The organism is Bradyrhizobium sp. CCBAU 051011 (assembly GCF_009930815.1).
Taxonomy (GTDB): domain Bacteria; phylum Pseudomonadota; class Alphaproteobacteria; order Rhizobiales; family Xanthobacteraceae; genus Bradyrhizobium.
The window spans coordinates 6,392,722-6,413,267 of record NZ_CP022222.1 but is presented as its reverse complement, the minus strand read 5'-3'; the positions used below and the strand labels follow the sequence as shown (position 1 = coordinate 6,413,267).

Genomic DNA, 20,546 nt, shown 5'->3' with positions numbered 1-20,546 from the left:
ATTTGTCCGGACTCGGGATGCATGCAGGCATCCACTGGATGCATATGTGAGGCAAACAGCGAGCCGCAGCCTCAGCCGTCGTCGCCCGCGAAGGCGGGCGATCCAGTATTCCAGGGACGGTAGTGATTGACGGACAAGCCGCGGCGTACTGGGTCCCCCGCTTTCGCGGAGGACGACAGTGAAGGCTGGGACACAGCGCGCCCCTACGCCTTCTTCTTCACGTCCTTGACGTTGGAGAAGTTGATGCCTTCGGCGCGTTCGCGGGTATAGCCGAGATAGAACTCGTTCTTGGCCATGAAGACGGGATCGCCATCGACATCGTCGGCAATGCCCGAATTGTTGGCGGCAACGAAGGCGTCGAGCTTCTTGCGGTCGTCGGAGGAAATCCAGCGCGCGAGCTGGAATTCCGAGACCTCGAATTCGACCGGCAGCGAATATTCGGCATCGAGGCGCGCTTTCAGCACGTCGAGCTGCAGTGCGCCGACGACGCCGACCAGCGCCGGCGCGCCGTCGCGCGGCCGGAACACCTGCACCACGCCCTCTTCCGACATCTGCTGCAGCGCCTCTTTCAGCTTCTTTGCCTTCATGGCGTCGGTGAGGCGCACGCGACGGACGATTTCCGGCGCAAAGCTGGGCACGCCGACAAAGGTGATGTCCTCGCCTTCCGTCAGCGTATCGCCGATCCGCAAGGTGCCGTGGTTCGGAATACCGACGACATCGCCGGCAAAGGCTTCGTCAGCTACCGAGCGGTCCTGGGCGAAGAAGAATTGCGGCGACGACAGCGACATATTCTTGCCGGTACGCACGAGCTTTGCCTTCATGCCGCGGCTGAGCTTGCCGGAACACAGCCGCGCAAAGGCGATGCGGTCGCGGTGGTTCGGATCCATGTTGGCCTGGATCTTGAACACGAAGGCGCTCATGCGCGGCTCGGCAGCCTCCACTTTACGAACGTTCGAGTCCTGCGCGCGGGGCGCGGGCGCGAACTTGCCGAGACCTTCCAAGAGGTCGCCGACGCCGAAATTGCGCAATGCACTGCCGAAATAGACCGGCGTGAGATGGCCCTCGCGAAACGCCTCGAGCTCGAACGGCTTGCAGGCTTCCGACACCAGCGCGAGGTCATCCTTGATCTCGGCGACGTCGAGATTGGCGTTGCGGCCGGCGAGATCGGCAATATCGATCTGCTCGGTCGCGCCGGTCTTGGCGCCGCCGCCCTCGAGTAGCCGCACGCCGCCATTGACGACGTCGTAGGTGCCGAGAAAGTCGCGGCCGCGGCCGACCGGCCAGGTCATCGGCGTGGTGTCGAGCGCCAGCGTCTTCTCGATCTCGTCGAGGAGCTCAAACGTATCGCGGCTCTCGCGGTCCATCTTGTTGATGAAGGTGATAATCGGGATGTCGCGCAGCCGGCATACCTCGAACAACTTTCGCGTCCGCGCCTCGATGCCCTTGGCGGCGTCGATCACCATGACGGCGGAATCGACGGCCGTGAGCGTGCGATAGGTGTCCTCGGAGAAGTCCTCGTGGCCCGGCGTGTCCAGCAGGTTGAAGACGAGATCCTGGAATTCGAACGTCATCACCGAGGTCACGACCGAGATGCCGCGCTCGCGCTCGATCTTCATCCAGTCGGACCGGGTGTTGCGCCGCTCGCCCTTGGCCTTGACCTGCCCCGCCAGGTTGATGGCGCCGCCGAACAGCAGGAGCTTTTCGGTCAGCGTGGTCTTGCCGGCATCCGGGTGGGAGATGATCGCAAACGTGCGCCGCCGTGCCACTTCATCTGAGAGCGGCGTGCGGGGTTGCGATTCGGCGGTAGCGGCAATATCGGACATGAGGCTCGAGCGTTTGGCAGGGAAAGGAGGGCTAATCAAGCCTCATTTGGTGGTTGCAGTGGCGGCTCTCCAGTCCCATATCGGCAGCGGAAGGACGGCCTTCCGTTCACAGCTCATCCGCGGGGACGACCCTGCCTTATCAGGAGGGTTGTCATGGCCTGGATCGTGTTGTTCGTCGCCGGCCTCATGGAAATAGGCTGGGCGATCGGCCTCAAATATACCGAAGGTTTCACCCGGCTCATTCCATCGGTCCTGACGCTCGCCTGCATGGCCGGCAGCATCCTCCTGCTGGGTCTTGCCCTGAAAGCGCTGCCGATTGGAACCGCCTACGCGGTATGGACCGGCATCGGCGCGGTCGGAACGGCAGTCCTGGGCATCTTCCTGTTCGGCGAGCCCGCGACCGCCGCCCGCCTCGCCTGCATCGGACTGATCGTCGCGGGCATCATCGGGCTCAAGCTCGTCACCGGATCAGCGTAGCAGCAGCACGGCCCAATAGGTCAGCGCCGCGATAATCGCGGACGCCGGAATGGTGATCACCCAGGCGTAGACGATCGAACTTGCCACGTTCCAGCGCACCGCCGAGACCCGCCGCGCGGCACCGACGCCGACGATGGAGCCGGTGATGGTGTGGGTCGTGGAAACGGGAACCCCGAGATAGGTGGCCATGAAGAGGGTCGCCGCCCCGCCTGTTTCAGCGCAAAAGCCCTGCATCGGCGTCAGCTTGGTGATCCGCAGCCCCATAGTGCGGACGATCCGCCAGCCCCCCATCAGCGTGCCGAGCCCCATGGCCGCCTGGCAGGAGATCACGACCCAGAAGGGAATCGCGAAATCCGCCCCGAGGTGGCCTTGCGAATACAGGAGCACCGCGATGATACCCATGGTCTTTTGCGCGTCGTTGCCGCCATGGCCGAGCGAATAGAGCGAGGCCGAGACGAATTGCAGGATGCGGAAGGCGCGGTCGACCGCAAACGGCGTCGAGCGCACCGACAGCCAGGACACGATCGCCACCAGCAGCAGCGCCAGCAGGAACCCGACCAGCGGCGACAGCACGATCGCCAGCAGCGTTTTCGACAGACCGCTCCAGACCGCCGCTGATATCCCGGCCTTGGCCATGCCCGCGCCGACCAGCCCGCCGATCAGGGCGTGCGAGCTCGATGAGGGAATGCCGAGCCCCCAGGTAATCAGATTCCAGACGATGGCGCCGATCAGCGCAGCGAAGATCACGGCCGCATCGACGACATCGGGTTCGATGATTCCCTTGCCGATCGTATTGGCGACGTGCAGCCCAAAGAAGAGGAAGGCGATGAAATTGAAGAAAGCCGCCCAGAGCACCGCATATTGGGGGCGCAGCACGCGGGTCGATACGATCGTGGCGATCGAATTGGCGGCGTCGTGCAACCCGTTGAGGAAGTCGAAGAGCAGCGCGACCGCAATCAGAAAGATCAGAACCGGAAGACCAAGCGAGGCGTCCACTGAATTGGCCCTGCCCTATACCTGTTCGATCACGATCGAGTTGATTTCGTTGGCGACGTCATCGAAGCGGTCGGACACTTTTTCGAGATGCTTGTAGATCTCGGCGCCGACCACGAAATCCATCGAATTGCCGTTGCGGTGCTTGAGAAACAGCTCCTTCAACCCGATGTCGTGGAGATCGTCGATACGGCCCTCGAGCTTTCCGATTTCCTCGGTGATGGAAGTCAGCATCGCGACGTTGTTGCCGATCGACTGCATCAGCGGCAGCGCGCGGCTGACCAGATTGGCGCATTCGACCAATAGCGTGGCTATTTCGCGCATCGGGGGTTCGAACGTGCGGACTTCGAACAGCACCACCGCTTTCGCGGTCTGCTGCATCTGGTCGATGGCGTCGTCCATCGCCGTGATCAGGTTCTTGATGTCGCCGCGGTCGAACGGGGTAATGAAGGTGCGGCGGACCGCGGTCAGTACCTCGCGGGTGATGCCGTCGGCGTCGTTTTCGAACTGGTTCACGCGCTGGCAGAATACCGGCGTCTCCTCGCCGCCGCGCAGCATGTCCTGCAACGCCAGCGCGCCCTGTACGACCGTCTGGGCGTGGCGGGCAAACAGGTCAAAAAACCGCTCCTCCTTGGGCAAAAAGGCACGAAACCAGCGCAGCATGGATATTTTCCGTCGTTCAGAACAGCCCGCGGGGGGCGGCCTGTCACAAAACTGTCATAGACCATTCGCAGGAAAAACGCGCCACGGCGGGACCCGGGAACCGGGCCATCCACCGCTTTGTGAAGCCGAAAACGGCGCGAAAACCGGCCGTTTTACAGGGATCGGCGGAAATAATGCGCGACTTCGCCGACGATACCGCGGCGGAAGGTCAGCACGCAGGCCACGAAGATCACACCCTGGATCACCGTCACCCACTGGCCGAACCCGGCCAGATACTGCTGCATGGCGATGATGACGAAGGCCCCGACGACCGGGCCGAAGATGGTCCCGAGGCCGCCGACCAGCGTCATCAGCACGATTTCACCCGACATCGTCCAGTGCACGTCGGTGAGCGAGGCGTTCTGCGCCACGAACACCTTCAGCGAGCCGGCAAAGCCCGCAAGCGTGCCGGACAGAATGAAGGCGAGCAGCTTGTACTGGTCGGTCTTGTAGCCCAGCGAAATCGCCCGCTGCTCGTTCTCGCGGATCGACTTCAAGACCTCGCCGAACGGCGAGTTGATGGTGCGGAAGATCAGCAGGAAGCCGGCAAGGAAGCCCGCCAGCACGACGTAATAGAGCACGGTGGGCTTGGCCAGATTGAAGATTCCGAACAGATAGCCTTGCGGAATGCCCTGGATTCCGTCTTCGCCATGGGTGAACGGTGCCTGCAAATAGATGAAGAACAACAGCTGCGAAAGCGCCAGCGTGATCATCGAAAAATAGATGCCCTGCCGGCGAATCGAGATGAAGCCGGTGACGACGGAGAGCGCCGCGGCGCCGGCGACACCGACCAGAATTCCGACTTCCGGCGTTACACCCCAGACCTTGAGCGCATGCGCCGAGCAGTAGCCAGCGGTCCCTAAGAACATGGCGTGGCCGAACGACAGCAGGCCGCCATAGCCGATCAGGAGGTTGAAGGCGCAGGCAAGCAGCGCAAAACACAGCGCCTGCATCACGAAGAATGGATAAATGCCCGTCAGGGGTACGAGCCCCAGCAGCACCGCCATCGCGGCGAACACGATCATCTCGTCGCGCATCGCGCGCGGCGTTACCGGCAGTGTATCGTCAGTCAATGCGCTCATGTCAGGCCGCCCGTCCCGTCAGTCCCGTTGGCTTCACCAGCAACACCAGCACCATCAGGACGAACACCACGGTGTTGGAGGCCTCGGGATAAAAATACTTCGTAAGCCCCTCGATCACGCCGAGCGCGAAGCCGGTGATGATCGATCCCATGATCGATCCCATGCCGCCGATCACCACCACCGCGAACACGACGATAATCAGGTCCGCGCCCATCAGCGGCCGCACCTGGTTGATCGGCGCCGACAACACGCCGGCCAGCGCCGCCAGGCCGACGCCGAGCCCATAGGTCAGCGTGATCATCCGGGGAACGTTGATGCCGAACGCCCGCACCAGCGTCGGGTTTTCGGTCGCGGCGCGCAGGTAAGCGCCGAGCTGCGTCTTCTCGATCAGGAACCAGGTGGCGAGACAGACGACCAGCGAGAAGACAACGACCCAGCCGCGGTAGATCGGCAGGAACATGAAGCCGAGATTCATGCCGCCCTGTAATCCGCGGAAGCCGCCGATCTCCGGATAATCAGGAATCGCGTACGGTAGGCCGGAGGAGCCGAAGTAATTCTGGAACACGCCCTGCACGATCAGCGCGATGCCGAACGTCAACAAAAGCCCGTAGAGGTGGTCGAGACCCGCCAGCCACTGCAGCATGGTCCGTTCCAGGATCATGCCGAAGATGCCGACGACAATCGGCGCGATGATCAGGGCCCACCAGTATCCAATTCCCGTGAGATGCAGCAGAAAATACGCGGTAAACGCGCCCATCATGTAGAGCGCGCCATGGGCGAAGTTGATGATGTTGAGCATGCCGAAGATCACGGCCAGCCCGAGACTGAGCAGCGCGTAGAACGACCCGTTGATCAGTCCGACCAGGAGCTGGGCGTAGAGAGCTTGCATCGGCTTGGCACTCGATCTCGTTGTTGGGCGAAAGTGGCCCGCGGGCGCAATGCCCCGCGGGCCGTTGTTCTTACTTCTTGACCAGCGGACAGGCGCTTTCCGAGAGCGGCCGGAAGGCCTGGTCGCCCGGGGTGGTTCCGATCAGCTTGTAATAGTCCCACGGCCCTTTGGATTCCGCGGGCTTCTTGACCTCGAACAGGTAGGCCGGATGAATCTTCCGGCCGTCGGCGCGGATCGTGCCCTTGCCGAACAGCGGATCATCGGTCGGCGCTTCCTTCATTTTTGCCACGACCTTGACGCCGTCATGCGGGTTGCCGCCCATCGCGTCGATCGTCTTGAAATAGTGGATCAGACCCGAATAAACGCCGGCCTGCACCATGGACGGCATCGCCTTGTTCTTCATGCGCTCGGAGAAGCGCTTCGAAAACGCGCGAGTGCCATCGTTCAGATCCCAGTAGAATGTTTCCGTGAAGTTCAGGCCCTGCGCAACCTTGAGACCGAGGGAGTGAACGTCATTGATGAACAGCAGCAATCCCGCGAGCTTCTGGCCGCCCGCGACGATGCCGAACTCCGCGGCCTGCTTGATGGTGTTGGTGGTGTCGCCGCCGGCGTTCGCCATGCCGATGATCTTGGCCTTGGAGGCCTGCGCCTGCAGCAGGAACGAGGAGAAGTCCGACGAATTCAGCGGATGCTTGACGGTGCCGATAACCTTGCCGCCCGACTTCACCACGACCGCTGTTGTGTCGCGCTCAAGCGCATGACCGAACGCGTAGTCGGCGGTCAGGAAGTACCAGGTGTCGCCGCCGGCCTTAACCAGCGCCTGGCCGGTAGAGTTGGCGAGCATGTAGGTATCGTAGACCCAGTGAATCGTGTTCGGCGAGCACTGGGCGTTGGTCAGGTCCGACGTCGCCGCGCCGGTATTGATCATGACCGCGTTCTTTTCCTTCACCAGATTGTTGACCGCCAGCGCAACGCCGGAGTTCAGCACGTCCACGAAGATATCGACCTTCTCGACGTCGATCCATTGACGCGCGATGGTTGTGGCGATGTCGGGCTTGTTCTGGTGGTCGGCGGAGACGATGTCGATCTTCCAGCCCTTGGCCGCGAGGCCGGAATCCTCCATCGCCATCTGGGCGGCGAGAGTCGAGCCCGCGCCGCCGAGGTCGGAGTAAAGGCCGGAATTGTCGGTCAGGACGCCGACCTTGACGGTCTTGTCCTGCGCCAGGGCGCCACTGCCTGCGGCAAGCGCAAGCGCGGTGCCGAGGAAGAGAGCTGAAATCCGATGTTTCATAGTATCTCCATTAATCCAGAGTGCAGCCAAATTACCGATTAAACGCCGAGATAGGTGTGGAGCTTGTCCATATTGGCCGACAGCTCCGAGTTCGCAAAACCGTCGATGACCTTGCCGTGTTCGACGATGTAGTATCGGTCAGCCACCGTGGAGGCGAAGCGGAAATTCTGCTCGACCAGCAGGATGGTAAAGCCTTCCGACTTCAGCCGCGCGATGGTGTGGCCGATCTGCTGGATGATGACCGGCGCCAGACCTTCGGTCGGCTCGTCCAGCATCAGGAAGCGAGCGCCGGTACGCAGGATTCTGGCGATCGCCAGCATCTGCTGCTCGCCGCCCGAGAGCTTGGTGCCCTGGCTGTTGAGGCGCTCCTTCAGGTTCGGAAACAATTCGAAGATCTGGTCGAGCGACAGTCCCCCGCTGCGCACGACGGGCGGCAGCAGCAGATTCTCGCGCACGTCGAGGCTTGCGAAAATGCCCCGCTCCTCGGGGCAGAACGCGATGCCCTGGCGTGCGATCCTGTCGGACGAGGCGCGCGTGATGTCCTGACCGTTGAAACGGATCGAACCGGTGCGCTTGCCGATAATTCCCATGACCGACTTCAGCGTCGTGGTCTTGCCGGCGCCGTTGCGGCCGAGCAGCGTGACCACCTCGCCGGCCTTCACATTGAAGTTGATCCCGTGAAGGATGTGGGATTCGCCGTACCAGGCCTGCAGGTCAGAAACGGAAAGCACCTCGGCGCCGGCCGGTTTGGCGGCAGCTTCCGCCATTTTCAACTCAGGCATGACCGGCCCCCAGATAGGCTTCCTTGACCCGCTCGTCCTTTGAGAGCTCTGCGTAATTGCCTTGCGCCAGCACCTGGCCGCGCGTCAGCACCGTGATGATGTCGGACAAGTTGGCCACCACGGAGAGATTATGTTCGACCATCAGGATGGTGTGCGTTGCCGAGATGCGCTTGATCAGCGCCGCGATCTTGTCGATGTCTTCGTGGCCCATGCCGGCCATCGGCTCGTCGAGCAGCATCATTTCCGGGTCGAGCGCCAGCGTCGTTGCGATCTCCAGCGCACGCTTGCGTCCATAGGGCATCTCGACCGCGGGCGTATTGGCGAACTCGCTCAGACCCACGTCGTTCAGCAGTTCGATGGCCCGGCCGTTGAAGCGATCGAGCACGCTCTTTGAGCGCCAGAAATCGAAGGAGGATCCATGCTGGCGCTGGAGCGCGACGCGGACGTTCTCCAGCGCCGTCAGGTGCGGGAAGACCGCCGAAATCTGGAACGAACGCACCAGCCCGAGGCGGGCCACGTCGGCCGGCGCCATCGCGGTGATGTCCTGTCCTTTGTACAGGATCTGGCCTGCTGACGGCCTCAAGAACTTGGTCAGCAGGTTAAAGCACGTCGTCTTGCCGGCGCCATTCGGCCCGATCAGCGCATGAATGCTGCCGCGGCGCACCTTGAGGGCGACATCGCGAACGGCGAAGAAACCCGCGAATTCCTTGGTCAATCCGTGGGTTTCGAGAATAAACTCATCAGCCAAACAAATTCCCCCGTTAGCCGTCTCCGCGAAGCCGTTCGCGCGCGGCCATTTTTTCCCTGTTCGGGCGGACTCTCCTGGACGTCCTAGGAATCCGTACCGAGCCCGCCGCCTCCGGGCCGGAATATGCCGTCAACGCGATGGATTAGGCAAGGTGGAAAGCTGTCACGGGGAAAAGCCGGGGACCTGGTTCCGGATGCGCCATAAGTCGAATGCGCCGGCCGCCGAGCTCGGGCTCGCGCACCGCCAGCGTTCAGCCGTGATCTTCGTCCCGGCAAGCCATCATTAACGGTGTTCTGCTGCAATCAGCCGCTTTCCCAGAATATTTCCGCCGCAATCGCATCATCTACGCGATTTAGACAGCAAGGAATTGTCGCCTTGGAATTTGAGAGCGCCCAACCGTCCGTCGTCAAATCGATCAAACAGCGCGACCTGCTCAATACCTGGCTGCGACTATACGCCCGCAACCAGTCGATCCCGCGCATGTCCGAATACCGGCCGGCGCGCATGGAGGACGAATTTCCGGACTTGGTGTTCTATACCGTCGATGCCCAGTCACGGCCGCCGCGCCTGACCATCCAGAGCGACGGCACGCGGATGTCGACGGCATATGGAAACACCGGCAAGGGGCGCTATCTCGACGAGTATCTCGGCGCAAGGCTCGCTCCGATGGTGATGCCGGTTTATTATGAGTGCATCGCCCGCCGCCTTCCCGCCTACACCATCGCCGACATGAACGATATCTACGGGCGTCTCGTCGCCTATGAGCGGCTGCTACTGCCATTCGCCGACAAGGATAGCGTCAGCCATATCATCGCTTCGCTGAAGACCATCAGCGAAGACGGCGGCTTCGAGATCAAGAACCTCATTCGGGGCAATGACAAGCTGCCGGTGCCGACGCTGCGCACCATCATCGACCGCGATCTGTTCCACCGTGCCCCCGGCCGCATTCCGTCCGGCGATGTGCTCGAATTCGATTAGACCTTCCGTCCGCGCGACTTCGCCGCCACTTCCTTGGCGTAGATATCCGGCTTGAACCCGACCAGCAATTTGCCGCCGAGATCGAGCACCGGGCGCTTGATCATCGAAGGTTGCGCCAGCATCAGCGCCAGCGCCTTGCGCTCGTTCAGGCCTTCCTTGTCGCTCTCCGGCAGCTTCTTGAACGTCGTGCCGGCGCGGTTGAGCAGCGTTTCCCAGCCGATGTCGTCGGACCATTGCTTGAGCGTGTCCTTGGCGATGCCGGCAAGCTTGTAGTCGTGAAAGTCGTAAGCCACGCCGTGATCGTCCAGCCAGGCGCGCGCCTTCTTCATGGTATCGCAGTTCTTGATGCCGTAGATGGTGATGGGTTTTGTCATTCCAGCCCCGCCAAAGTTGATCCAGTGATTCGTTATCTCGTGGATGCGCCCCGCTCGAGCGCCTCTCCCAGTTCGATCGGATGAGCCATTGCCTTATGCAGCTTGTCACCGTCCAGTTCGCCCTCCGAGCGGCTGATGACAATGCAGGCGACACCGTTACCAATGAGGTTCGTTAGCGCCCGGCACTCGCTCATGAACTTGTCGATTCCGACCAGGATGGCGATCGACTGGATCGGTATGTCAGGTACGATTGAAAGGGTCGCCGCCAGCGTGATGAAGCCTGCGCCCGTGACTCCAGATGCCCCCTTCGAGGTAATGATGGCGATGCCGAGAATACCGAGCTCCTGCCAGATCGTCAGATGAGTGTTGGTCGCCTGTGCCAGGAACAGCGTAGCCAATGTCATGTAGATGTTGGTGCCGTCGAGATTAAAACTGTAGCCGGTTGGAATAACAAGGCCAACCACGGGCCGCGACGCGCCGAGATGCTCCATCTTCTGCATCATCTGCGGCAAAACCGATTCCGACGATGAGGTTCCGAGCACGATCAGCAGTTCATCCTTGATGTAGGCGATGAAACGAATGATCGAAAAGCCGGATATCCGTGCGATCGAACCGAGAACGATCAACACGAACAGGATGCTGGTGAGATAGAAGGTCGCGATCAGCGCGATCAAATTCCACAGCGAATCGAGACCATAAGCGCCGACGGTAAACGCCATCGCGCCGAAAGCACCGACCGGCGCGAGGCGCACGATCATGCGGATGATGCCAAAGAACATCTTCGCCGCCTGATCAACGGCGCGGGATATCGGCTCGCCAGCCTCACCCAGAAATGCGATGGCAAATCCGGACAGGATGGAAATCAGCAGGATCTGCAACAGATCGCCGCGGGCGAGCGCGCCGAAATAGCTGTCGGGAATGATCGCAAGCAGATGCGCAACGATACCCTCTTCCTTTGCCTTGGTGACGTAGGTCGCGACGGACGCCGGATCGATTGTGGTCGGGTCGATGTTGAAGCCACGGCCGGGTTGGAGGACCTCGCCGACGATGAGGCCGACCGCCAGCGCAATCGTCGAAACAACTTCAAAATAGATCAGCGCCTTCAGCCCGACTCGGCCGACGCGCTTCAGGTCACCCATCGACGAAATGCCATGCACGACCGTGCAGAAGATCACCGGCGCGATCATCATCTTGATCAGGGCGATGAAGCCGTCGCCGAGCGGCTTAAGCTCCTTGCCGAAATGTGGATAGAGCCGGCCGACAAACACGCCGAGCGCAATCGCGATCAATACCTGCACATACAGGATCTTGAACCACGGCTGATGACGCGCGGCCGGGCGGGCAATTTCGGTGGCCATCGGGTTACTCCGGGCGGGAGGAGCAGCATGGAATAGAGCGACAGCGCACGACAATCACATTCGTGTGGCAATGGCTCGCCTGTTCATATGCCTCGCTGATTTCGCCGCAAGCAGATCGATTCTTTGCAAACCCGTCGGCGAATCTATCATAGATTGTGGCATCACTCGTTCCCGGGATGGCCGATGGAATTCACCCTTTTATTTTTGGCTGTGGCCGTCACGATGCTGATCGCCTGGCGCGGTCCGCGCCTGCTGGCACTCGGCCTGTTGGCGCGGGTCATGATCGCATGCGCCGCGACCTATCTGCACCACGCGACCGATACGCTGAAACTGTCGTTCTGAGGGACGCATGACCCAGACCCGCGCCATCACGCTGAACGCACTCGGCCTCTACGCGGTCGCGCTGGTGCTGGCGGCGGCCTATGCGGCGCAGTTCATCCTGAATGAGCTTCCCTGCCCGCTCTGCCTGCTGCAGCGAATCCTGTTCGCGGCGCTCGCCGTCGGCCCGATCCTCAATATCCGCTTCGGCCCGCGCCCCAGCCATTATGCGATGTCGCTGCTGGCGGCGGTCGTGGGCGCCGTCGCGTCGACCCGGCAGGTGCTGCTGCACATCCTGCCCGGCGACGCCGGCTATGGTTCGGCGTTGCTGGGCTATCATTATTACACCTGGGCGCTGATCGGCTTCATTGCCGCGATCATCCTGATTGCCGTCGTCATGCTGTTCGACCGGCAGTTCAAGGACGACGGCGCCGTACTGCCGCCGACCGGCGGCGCGTTCGCCCAGATCGCGGTGTGGCTCGTGATCGCGCTGGCGGCAGCGAACGTGGTAACGACACTGCTGGAATGCGGCTTCGGCGCCTGCGCTGATAACCCCGTCCTTTACGAATTGCTCAAGTAGGCCGCTTGGGTATCTCGAGCCCGCGCTGCACCGCCGGCCGGGCCAGCCCGCGCTCCAGCCATGCCGGTACCTGCTTCAGCGTATCGAACGCGACGAGATCGCGCGCACCATAGAAGCCGATCAGGTTGCGCACCCAGCCGAGCATGGAAATGTCGGCGATGGTGTATTCGTCGTCCATAATCCATTGCCGCCCGGCAAGGCGCGTCTCCACCACATCGAGCAGACGTCTCGATTCGGCCACGTAGCGTTCGAGCGGCCGCTTGTCCTCATATTCCTTGCCGGCGAATTTGTGGAAGAAGCCAACCTGGCCGAACATCGGCCCGATGCCGCCCATCTGGAAGTGCAGCCACTGAATGGCCTGGTATCGCCGCGCCCGATCAACAGGCAGAAGCTTGCCGGTCTTGTCCGCAAGATATTGCAGGATCGCCCCGGACTCGAACAGCGCCAGCGGCTTGCCGCCGGGCCCATCGGGATCGAGGATCGCCGGGATCTTGCCGTTCGGATTCAGCGACAGGAATTCCGGCGTCTTCTGGTCATCCTTGCCGAAATCGACCAGATGCACCTCATAGGGCAAGCCGATCTCTTCGAGCATGATCGAGACCTTGACGCCGTTCGGCGTCGGTAACGAGTAGAGCTGAAGACGGTCGGGGTGTTTGGCGGGCCAGCGTTTGGTGATTGGGAAAGCGGAGAGATCGGGCATTAAACTCGTTCTTTTGCTTGGTTTCTGCTGTCAGGCTAATGTACGGCTGATGTCGCATATAACAAGACCTGCTCCGATCCATGACTGACCATCCTTCACCATCGAAGCTCGGCCTCACCGACGCGGAGCTTGCGGTTCATCCGACGGTCTTCGCAAGCGACGCGCTGAAGGATCAAGTCGTCGTCGTCTCGGGCGGCGCCGGCGGCATAGGACGCGCCATCGCATGGTTATTCGCGCGATTGGGCGCGCATGTCGCCGTAGTCGGGCGCGACGGCGGCAAGCTCGATGCGCTCGTGGCCCAGTTGGCGGAGCGTGGCCTCAAGGCGTCAGCGCATGTCGCCGACATCAGGGAGCCCGATGCGGTCAATCTCCTGTTCGATGCGATCTGGGCTGCGCAAGGCCGCGTCGACGCCCTCGTGAACAGCGCCGGCGGACAATTTCCGCAGGCTGCGATCGATTTTTCCGTGAAGGGCTGGAATGCCGTCATCAACACCAATCTGAACGGCACCTGGTACATGATGCAGGCCGCCGCGCAGCGCTGGCGCGACCACAAGCATCCCGGCAGCATCGTCAACATCGTGGTGGTGACGACGCACGGCCTCTACGGCATCGCCCACACGATTGCGGCGCGGAGCGGCGTGATCGGGCTGTCGCGCGCCGTCGCGGTCGAATGGGCGCCGCTGAACATCCGCGTCAACTGCGTGGCGCCCGGCGCGATCGAGACCGAGGGCTGGAGCGTTTATACGCCGGAGGCACGCGCAGCCTACCCGCGCTCGAACCCGATGATGCGAGTCGGCTCGCCCTGGGAAGTCGCCGAAGCCACCGCCTTCCTCGCCGGCCCTTCGGCCAAATTCGTCACCGGCGAAACGCTGACCGTCGATGGCGGCGGCCAGCTCTGGGGCGAAACCTGGACCACCGGCAAGCCAGCCTATTTCGGCGGCGACGACAAATAACCCGCCGAAAGCCGATCTCCCATGACACGCTATCGCCTCGCCATCTTCGACTTTGACGGCACGCTCGCCGACACGCTTCCCTGGTTTCGCGCTTCCTTTCATGACGTGATCGCACGTTTCGATCTCAAACCGGTCACGGCGGAGGAGCTAGAAGATTTGCGCGGGCTGTCCGCGCGGGAAATCATGGCGCGGCTTGGCGTATCCACGTGGCAGCTTCCGGCCATCGTCAACGACATGCGAAAACGCAAGCTCGCCGCGGCGGGTGAAACTTCGCTGTTTTCAGGCATTCCGGAAACGCTGGCCGAGCTTCAGCGCATCGGCATCCAGATCGCGATCGTCAGCTCGGACAGCGAGGCCTCTGTCCGGCAAGTGCTTGGTCCCGTCACCACTCTCGTCACCCGCTTCGACTGCGGCGCCGCGATATTCGGCAAGCACCGGAAATTCCGGCGCGTCGCCCGGCAACTTGGGGTCAAGCCATCGGAGACAATCTGCATCGGCGATGAAATCCGCGATATCGAGGCCGCGAAAGCCGCCGAGATGGATTCGGGCGCGGTGGCCTGGGGCTATGCCCTCCCTTTTGCGCTGCAAGCCGCGGGACCGACGCATCTGTTCAACTCGATTGAAGAGATGACCGAGCGGCTTGCCACATAGAATTAGCGGTGGGCGAAGCTTCCCGCCGCACTTCGCAGCCGGTGGCTGTTATGCCCGCAAGCACCACCGTTCGAGGTGGTGATGGCCCTTCATACTATGGACGAGCACAAACTCGGCGACGGTCCAGGCGACCGGCTCGACCGGGTACTCGTCCACGCTTCGCGCGTCATACAACAGCGTGACATGCGGCGTGAAGTTCGTGTTGGCCAGCCGTCTCAAACCACTTCGCGTCAGCGCAGCAGCGAGCATCTGCCGAAATGACTGCAGCCGGCGTAGTCCCTTCTCGCCGACCAGCACAAAGGGACGATTGCCTGGCCCGCCCCGGAAGCTCGCCGTCCGATCGAACGACACCTCAAACGGCTCCGTCCGAAAATCGGTCGCCGCCTCGCACGCCGCGCAAATCTGGCGATCCGGCAAACCGGTGAGAGAGAACAGCGAGACGTGCAGCCGGTCTGATGCGATGAGCTTGCCGTCAAAGCGATGAGCGCGCTTCAGCACGCTGGCCAGCCGGTGAATTCGCTCCGCCGTGGCTGCGTCCGGAAGTGTCGCGAGGAATAGCCGGCCACTACCACAGCTTGCAAATTTGTCCATGATAAATTAGAACAGATCATGAACATAAGATTGTAGCAAGGCAAGAATACAACTGACCTTTGCCAAATTCCTGTGATCTTACAATACACACCCGTAATGCGCCGATGACACCAGGCGGATGTATTTGTCGTGCACCGAGCCGGGCCGCACCTGCGCCACCGATGCCGGCGCGCGCCAGTCGGCCATGCGGCGCACGATCTCTTCCGCCGGCACCTCGAGAGTAAGGGTCCGGGCGCCGGGATCGATCACGATGGTGTCGCCGTCGCGCACCGCCGCGATCGGACCACCGCGCGCGGCCTCCGGCGAGACATGGCCGATCAGGATGCCGTGCGAGACGCCGGAGAAGCGGCCGTCGGTGATCAGCGCCACGTCCTCGCCGAGCCCCCGCCCCTGCAACTGGATGGTCAGCATCACCATCTCGGGCATGCCGGGCCCGCCGACCGGGCCGACATTGCGCACCACGATGACGTTGCCCGACACGATCTCACCGGCGCGGATCGCGGCCATCGTGTCGGCTTCGGACTCGAATACGCGCGCAGTGCCGCGAAACTGTCCCTTCTCGAGCGTCTTGCCCGAGAGCTTCAGCAGACAGCTCTCCGGCGCCAGATTGCCCTTGAGGACGCTGATGTGATTGTTGGCCGGCGCGAGCGGTTTCGACACCGGGGAAACGATCTCCTGCGGCGGTAGCTGCTCCAGTGTCGGAACATCGGCGAGATTTTCCACCAGCGTCTTGCCGGTCACCGTCATGACATCGCCATGCAGGAAGCCGGCGCGCAGCAATTCCTTCATGACCACGGGCACGCCGCCAATCGCATGCAGGCTTCCCATCGCAAAGGGACCGTGCGGTTGAAGGTTGGCCAATAGCGGGACGCGCTCACCGACCGCCTGGATGCGTTCGATCGTGATCGGCACTTGGGCCTCGCGCGCGACCGCCAGCAGATGCAGATACATGTTGGTCGAACCGCCCATCGCATAGATGGTCTTGATGGCATTTTCGAACGCGCGCTCGGTCATGATGTCGCGCGGCCGGATGCCGGCCGCCATCAGCCGGTACAGCGCATCGACCGAAGCGCGCGCCTGGGCGCGGACGTCGGCGTGAATGTCACTGCCCGCGTTGTAATCGGCGGGATGAGAGGCGCCGCGCGGCAGCATCATGCCGATCGATTCCGCGATCGTGCTCATGGTGTTGGCCGTGAACATCGCGCCACAAGTGCCGCTGCCTGGCATCACGTTGCGCTCGACCTCCAAAAGCTCTTCGCCTGACAGGCGGCCCGACTCGTTGGCGGCGCGCGCCTCGGCGTAATCCATGATTGTCAGATTGTTGCCCTTGCCCGCCCACGCCCCGAACGACACGCGGCCGGGCGTGCTGGTGCCGGGATAGAGCACGAGCCCGAAGGCATTGGTGCGCGCCAGCGGCATCAGCGCGGCGGCTCCTGTTTTGTCGCAGCCGGAAATCACGATCATGGCATCGCCATGATGAGCGTAATGGCCGATCTCGAAGCAGTCGGCGACGACGTCGCGCGAGGCGAGGCTGTAGCCAGCCGTCGGCGTGCCCTGCGTCAAGGCATCCGACACCGCCGGCGCACCGACGACCAGCCCCTGCCCGCCGCGCTCGGCAAGGATTTCCACCAGGAGATCGGCGATAGTGCGAACGCGGTTGTTGCAGCGATGCGCGTTGGTCCAGGCGCTGGCGATCGTTACCACTGCATTGGTCTGCGCTGCACGATCCGGATCGAATCCGGCGGCGCGCAACTCAACCCGCCCTCTCTTCCAATAGGTGCTGCTGTCTTGCGTTGTCATGACGTGCTCCAGGTCTTCTCATTGAATGCGCGGACGTCGGCGTCCGGCCTGATTGGCACTGAACGAGGTTAGGCAGTCTTGCCGTCGTCAAAACTGACGATCACGGCGGCATTCGCAATCAGGATGGAGTCACTGCCGCTCTCGGCCGGAATTTCCAGCCCACCACTCACCGCCGTTACCTTCACGGTGCCATACGGCAACTCCTTGGCGACCGCCGCAGTATCCACTCCGCTCGGGTCCGGCACGGCGATCATGACGTCGACGAACATGTCGTTGGCGGTCTTCCCCAGCATTCGGAAAAAGCCCAAACTGGAGTGGCGAATGGCGTCCGAGACAGCGCGCTTGGCGGCCTTGGTGGCATCGCGACCGTGAACGTCGACGCCCATGCCCATTTCGGTGATACAGCGCACACGTGCCATAGCTTTTCCCATATTGTTTCCGTTCAAGTGACAGACATATCAGCCGTTCACGATTCACGCGAGCACAGACGGAGTAAGATTAGCCCGAATGCAACCCGCACCGACCGCTGCGTTGCAGGAACCGATATCGCCTAAAACCGTTCTCGGTGTGGGTGCAATCCGAGGATCAATCGTGCAAGACGGATCCGAGATTCTATTCTGGCGCCGAACGGACGTCACCGGCCTGGAGCGGCTGGCGCTCCACGTTTCCGCTGATGCCGTGTTGGCGGAATCGACCGTAATCTGCGCGGAGGACGGCGGCTTTCGCCTCGACCACCGCTGGAGACTGACGCCTGACTGGCGGGCTCAATCGTTGGACGTGGAGCGATGGGGCCCGGTCGGGCACGCTCACCTCACCCTTGAGCGGACGGATAGCGGGTGGCGCGTTAACGGCCAACATCGTCCCGACCTCGACGGCGCGGAGGAGCCCGACCTTTCGGTCACCCCCTTCTGCAACACTTTCCCTATCCGCCGGACACCTGCCGGCGCCGGACAGAGCCGCACACTCGATACCTGCTTCGTGGATGGTGCAGCCATGACGATCCAGCGCTCCCGTCAGCGATACGACCGTCTCGGTCCAGATCGGGTACGTTACGTAGATCTCGGGGTCTCGGCAGGTTTTGAGGCGGAGCTCGAAGTGGATAGGCGCGACCTGGTGCTTCGCTATCAGCATTTCGAACGGATTACCCCTGTCTGACTGACGAGGGCGTTGCGATAAATCGCTGACCGAAAAGCCGCCTGCGCCGAGCCGATCCATCAGCGAGCTTTCCTCATGGGATCGAACCAGTCTCCATTTCTCGCGCCGCAGGGTTGGCGTTATAAAGAATCTCCGTTGGGTCACCTGGCTGAACGAGGTGGATGCGCGTGCCGCTCGCGCCGGCGCCCAGACCGGGCTTCAAAACCTGCTGACCGTCATAATGTCCGCCATTCTGGGTGCTGTATGCGATTGGCCGGTCGCTGAAGAGGCCCACGATACGGCGCTTATAGGCCTCGGCGATGGCGGGCCACTCGGCGTCGGTCAGCCTGTCGCTCTGATAGACGGCGAAGGGCGGCATGATCTCCATGCCCGGATAGAAGAGCATGCCATGCTGTATCGGCCACAGCAGGTCGTCGAGCCGCCCATTCACGCCGCGCTCGCCATAGTGCGGCGCGCGGCCGCCGATCGTCACTGACAACATTGCGCAACGCCCGCTTAGAGTACCTTCCCCGTACCGATCGCCCCATCTTTCGCCGCCATGGGCACCGACGCCATACGCAAAGCCGTAGGCGAAGACGCGGTCGACCCAGCCCTTCAGGATGGCCGGCATGCCGAACCACCACATCGGAAAACTCAGGAGAACCGCGTCGGCCCACAGGAGCTTCTGCTGCTCCGCCTCGACATCCGGAGTTTGAGTGCCGGTAGCGAAGGCATGACGCGACTCCGCGACATAGCTGAGGCGGTCGGGTTGCGCCTGCTCGAAAAAATCTCCGCGATCGGCGACCGCCTTCCAGTTGGCAGCATAGAGATCGGAGACTTGCACCGCGTGGCCCTGCCCGGTGAGCGTTTCGACCGCCAGATTCTTTAGAGCGGTGGTGAGTGATTTCGGTTCCGGATGGGCATGGACGATTAGAACTTTGCTCAAGACGTTGCTCCTGTTGAGGCCTCGCGAAAACGCACGGCGCGGCGCGCTGGCCCCAACATGGTGGGCAAATTCTACAAATGCGAACGATCGAAATCTGAAAACGCCAAATGTTCAGCAATGCTGAACTCAGGCACGCTCGACTTCCTTCATCATCGTCCAAGCCATGTCCGTCAACGCCTGCGGTGACAGGCGTTCGGCCGGCCCGCTTAGCCCGACGCTCGCCCGAACCTCGCCACCCTCACGCCAGGGAATGGCAACGCAATGGAGACCGCGCCGGTAATTCTCGAGATCGAGCGCGAAGCCGCGCGTCGCCACCGCCTTGATCTCGGATAAAATCGGACCGAGCGCGTCGGTACGGCTGGCGAGCACGCGCTTGCCGAGCCCGGGCATGAAGGCAAGGAACACAAGGCCTACCGCCGATCCCTCCAGCCGCTCGCGCACACCGATGGGACATGCACCGGCCTTCAATGCGTGAGACGATTCAATCGCATTGAGATAATAGACTTCGTCACCGCTCGGAACCGCCAGATAGGCCATCTCTCCTGTACGCCTTGCGATGGCTTCAAGCGCCGGGCGCAGGCGGCTGCGAAGCGCGCCATCGTCTCCCGCAATCCGCGCCAGATTCAGAATGCGGCCGCCGAGATGATAGCGCGCATCGCCGACGCGGCGGTGCACGTAACCAAGCTCGTCCAGCGTTTTCAGGAGATTGTGCGCGGTCGTCTTGCCGAGCTTCGCCTGCTCGGCAATAAGCTGCAGCCGCGCGGCGCCGCCTTCCTGGGCGATGATTTCGAGGATCGCGGCCGCGCGCTCGATGGATTGAATTAACCTGACTTCCGGCATCACGCGTTCGTTGGTAACAGATACTGTCCGCTAAGATTGGCGTCGCGCAGCCGAACCACAAGTCCATCCATGTTTAAATCTTTGCGCTCATCGCGTGTTACCCCGGCGGCATCTTGTCGAATTTCGTGGCGGCCGGATCGAGATGGTCCCATCGATGGCCGGCGGCAGTCCAGAGCACTTTTTGCGGCTTGTATCGGCTGGGATCGTCGAGGCTTCCTGCGTGGACGATGAAGATCTCGGGAATGCCGGGGAATGTCAGATAGACCGGTGAGCCGCATGTCGGGCAGAAGGCGCGGGACTTGACCGTTCCGCCGTCACCGACCACGTCCCAATGTTTTGCCTCGCCGTCGGCCTTCACGGCTGGTCGTGGGAATGTCAAATAGGAGCCATGGCCGGTGCCGCTCTTGCGCTGGCATTGGCGACACTGGCAGTCGTTCATCTCAATCGGCTCGGCAGAGATTTCATATCGGATCGCACCGCAGGCGCATCCGCCGGTATAGGCGTCGCTCAAGTTCTTTCTCCTTCGATAAAACAAC

24 protein-coding genes are annotated in these 20,546 nt (G+C 62.1%); 7 read left to right on the top strand and 17 right to left on the bottom strand.

The annotated features are described in order from the left end of the window. Positions 1-203: 203 nt before the first annotated feature. Positions 204-1,823, bottom strand: coding sequence for a peptide chain release factor 3 (locus ACH79_RS30065; RefSeq protein ID WP_161854167.1), 1,620 nt, complete (start codon positions 1,821-1,823; stop codon positions 204-206). A gap of 153 nt (positions 1,824-1,976) precedes the next feature. On the opposite strand from ACH79_RS30065, the gene sugE reads away from it, so the two are divergent. Next, a complete protein-coding gene (gene sugE, locus ACH79_RS30060; protein ID WP_161854166.1) occupies positions 1,977-2,300 on the top strand; it encodes a quaternary ammonium compound efflux SMR transporter SugE in 324 nt (107 codons plus the stop codon). Here the strand turns inward: sugE and ACH79_RS30055 are convergent. The 7 genes from ACH79_RS30055 to ACH79_RS30025 all read right to left on the bottom strand — a co-directional run bounded on the left by ACH79_RS30055 (position 2,292) and on the right by ACH79_RS30025 (position 8,787). Next, positions 2,292-3,296, bottom strand: a complete 1,005-nt coding sequence (locus ACH79_RS30055; protein ID WP_161854165.1) for an inorganic phosphate transporter — start codon at positions 3,294-3,296, stop codon at positions 2,292-2,294. The genes sugE and ACH79_RS30055 overlap by 9 nt on opposite strands. Before the next feature lie 15 nt (positions 3,297-3,311). Continuing rightward, a complete protein-coding gene (locus ACH79_RS30050; RefSeq protein ID WP_057836192.1) occupies positions 3,312-3,956 on the bottom strand; it encodes a DUF47 domain-containing protein in 645 nt (214 codons plus the stop codon). A gap of 152 nt (positions 3,957-4,108) precedes the next feature. Beyond that, positions 4,109-5,077, bottom strand: a complete 969-nt coding sequence (locus tag ACH79_RS30045) for a branched-chain amino acid ABC transporter permease (protein ID WP_161854164.1) — start codon at positions 5,075-5,077, stop codon at positions 4,109-4,111. Between the two features lies 1 nt (position 5,078). Then, entirely contained in the window at positions 5,079-5,966 is an 888-nt protein-coding gene (locus ACH79_RS30040) for a branched-chain amino acid ABC transporter permease (RefSeq protein ID WP_161854163.1), read from the bottom strand. Positions 5,967-6,036: 70 nt separating this feature from the next. After that, complete coding sequence (locus ACH79_RS30035) at positions 6,037-7,257, bottom strand: ABC transporter substrate-binding protein (protein ID WP_161854162.1); 1,221 nt, start codon at positions 7,255-7,257, stop codon at positions 6,037-6,039. 38 nt (positions 7,258-7,295) lie between these two features. Continuing rightward, positions 7,296-8,039 carry an ABC transporter ATP-binding protein gene (locus ACH79_RS30030; RefSeq protein ID WP_161854161.1) on the bottom strand — a complete coding sequence of 248 codons (744 nt, stop codon included), beginning with the start codon at positions 8,037-8,039 and terminating at the stop codon, positions 7,296-7,298. Continuing rightward, entirely contained in the window at positions 8,032-8,787 is a 756-nt protein-coding gene (locus ACH79_RS30025) for an ABC transporter ATP-binding protein (RefSeq protein ID WP_161854160.1), read from the bottom strand. The genes ACH79_RS30030 and ACH79_RS30025 overlap by 8 nt, the downstream gene beginning before the upstream one ends. Before the next feature lie 375 nt (positions 8,788-9,162). Between ACH79_RS30025 and ACH79_RS30020 the strand changes: the two genes are divergently transcribed. Beyond that, complete coding sequence (locus ACH79_RS30020) at positions 9,163-9,765, top strand: PAS domain-containing protein (RefSeq protein WP_161854159.1); 603 nt, start codon at positions 9,163-9,165, stop codon at positions 9,763-9,765. On the opposite strand, the gene ACH79_RS30015 is transcribed toward ACH79_RS30020, so the two are convergent. Together ACH79_RS30015 and ACH79_RS30010 are read right to left on the bottom strand one after the other, a co-directional pair. Next, positions 9,762-10,139 (bottom strand): ArsC family reductase, encoded by a 378-nt coding sequence (locus ACH79_RS30015; RefSeq protein WP_161854158.1) that lies wholly within the window; start codon positions 10,137-10,139, stop codon positions 9,762-9,764. The two genes, ACH79_RS30020 and ACH79_RS30015, sit on opposite strands and share 4 nt — an antisense overlap. Positions 10,140-10,171: 32 nt before the next feature. After that, positions 10,172-11,497 carry a dicarboxylate/amino acid:cation symporter gene (locus ACH79_RS30010; protein WP_161854157.1) on the bottom strand — a complete coding sequence of 442 codons (1,326 nt, stop codon included), beginning with the start codon at positions 11,495-11,497 and terminating at the stop codon, positions 10,172-10,174. 183 nt (positions 11,498-11,680) lie between these two features. Between ACH79_RS30010 and ACH79_RS43235 the strand changes: the two genes are divergently transcribed. Beyond that, the gene (locus ACH79_RS43235) at positions 11,681-11,839 is read left to right on the top strand and encodes a DUF5993 family protein (RefSeq protein ID WP_202639064.1); all 159 of its coding nucleotides are present in this window, start codon (positions 11,681-11,683) and stop codon (positions 11,837-11,839) included. A 7-nt stretch (positions 11,840-11,846) separates the two neighbouring features. Beyond that, positions 11,847-12,395: a disulfide bond formation protein B gene (locus tag ACH79_RS30005; RefSeq protein WP_161854156.1), complete on the top strand. Its 549-nt coding sequence runs from the start codon at positions 11,847-11,849 to the stop codon at positions 12,393-12,395. Here the strand turns inward: ACH79_RS30005 and ACH79_RS30000 are convergent. Beyond that, positions 12,388-13,095: a glutathione S-transferase family protein gene (locus ACH79_RS30000; RefSeq protein WP_161854155.1), complete on the bottom strand. Its 708-nt coding sequence runs from the start codon at positions 13,093-13,095 to the stop codon at positions 12,388-12,390. The genes ACH79_RS30005 and ACH79_RS30000 overlap by 8 nt on opposite strands. Positions 13,096-13,175: 80 nt before the next feature. Here ACH79_RS30000 and ACH79_RS29995 point away from each other — a divergent pair, with 80 nt between their 5' ends. Further along, complete coding sequence (locus ACH79_RS29995; RefSeq protein WP_161854154.1) at positions 13,176-14,048, top strand: SDR family oxidoreductase; 873 nt, start codon at positions 13,176-13,178, stop codon at positions 14,046-14,048. Positions 14,049-14,069: 21 nt separating this feature from the next. Then, positions 14,070-14,699, top strand: a complete 630-nt coding sequence (locus ACH79_RS29990) for an HAD-IA family hydrolase (RefSeq protein ID WP_161854153.1) — start codon at positions 14,070-14,072, stop codon at positions 14,697-14,699. Positions 14,700-14,747: 48 nt separating this feature from the next. On the opposite strand, the gene ACH79_RS29985 is transcribed toward ACH79_RS29990, so the two are convergent. From ACH79_RS29985 to ACH79_RS29975, 3 genes are all read right to left on the bottom strand, one after another. Beyond that, positions 14,748-15,290, bottom strand: coding sequence for a 2'-5' RNA ligase family protein (locus tag ACH79_RS29985; RefSeq protein ID WP_161854152.1), 543 nt, complete (start codon positions 15,288-15,290; stop codon positions 14,748-14,750). Positions 15,291-15,368: 78 nt separating this feature from the next. After that, positions 15,369-17,090, bottom strand: a complete 1,722-nt coding sequence (locus tag ACH79_RS29980) for a dihydroxy-acid dehydratase (protein ID WP_161854151.1) — start codon at positions 17,088-17,090, stop codon at positions 15,369-15,371. A 68-nt stretch (positions 17,091-17,158) separates the two neighbouring features. Then, positions 17,159-17,509: a Lin0512 family protein gene (locus ACH79_RS29975; protein WP_161856644.1), complete on the bottom strand. Its 351-nt coding sequence runs from the start codon at positions 17,507-17,509 to the stop codon at positions 17,159-17,161. A gap of 172 nt (positions 17,510-17,681) precedes the next feature. On the opposite strand from ACH79_RS29975, the gene ACH79_RS29970 reads away from it, so the two are divergent. Further along, positions 17,682-18,245, top strand: a complete 564-nt coding sequence (locus ACH79_RS29970) for a putative glycolipid-binding domain-containing protein (protein WP_161854150.1) — start codon at positions 17,682-17,684, stop codon at positions 18,243-18,245. Positions 18,246-18,318: 73 nt separating this feature from the next. Here the strand turns inward: ACH79_RS29970 and ACH79_RS29965 are convergent, their stop codons facing one another. The 3 genes from ACH79_RS29965 to ACH79_RS29955 form a co-directional block, all read right to left on the bottom strand. Continuing rightward, positions 18,319-19,170, bottom strand: coding sequence for an NAD(P)H-dependent oxidoreductase (locus ACH79_RS29965; protein WP_161854149.1), 852 nt, complete (start codon positions 19,168-19,170; stop codon positions 18,319-18,321). Positions 19,171-19,296: 126 nt separating this feature from the next. Then, complete coding sequence (locus ACH79_RS29960; RefSeq protein ID WP_161854148.1) at positions 19,297-20,010, bottom strand: IclR family transcriptional regulator; 714 nt, start codon at positions 20,008-20,010, stop codon at positions 19,297-19,299. 97 nt (positions 20,011-20,107) lie between these two features. Continuing rightward, the gene (locus tag ACH79_RS29955) at positions 20,108-20,521 is read right to left on the bottom strand and encodes a GFA family protein (RefSeq protein WP_161854147.1); all 414 of its coding nucleotides are present in this window, start codon (positions 20,519-20,521) and stop codon (positions 20,108-20,110) included. Between the last annotated feature and the right edge of the window lie 25 nt (positions 20,522-20,546).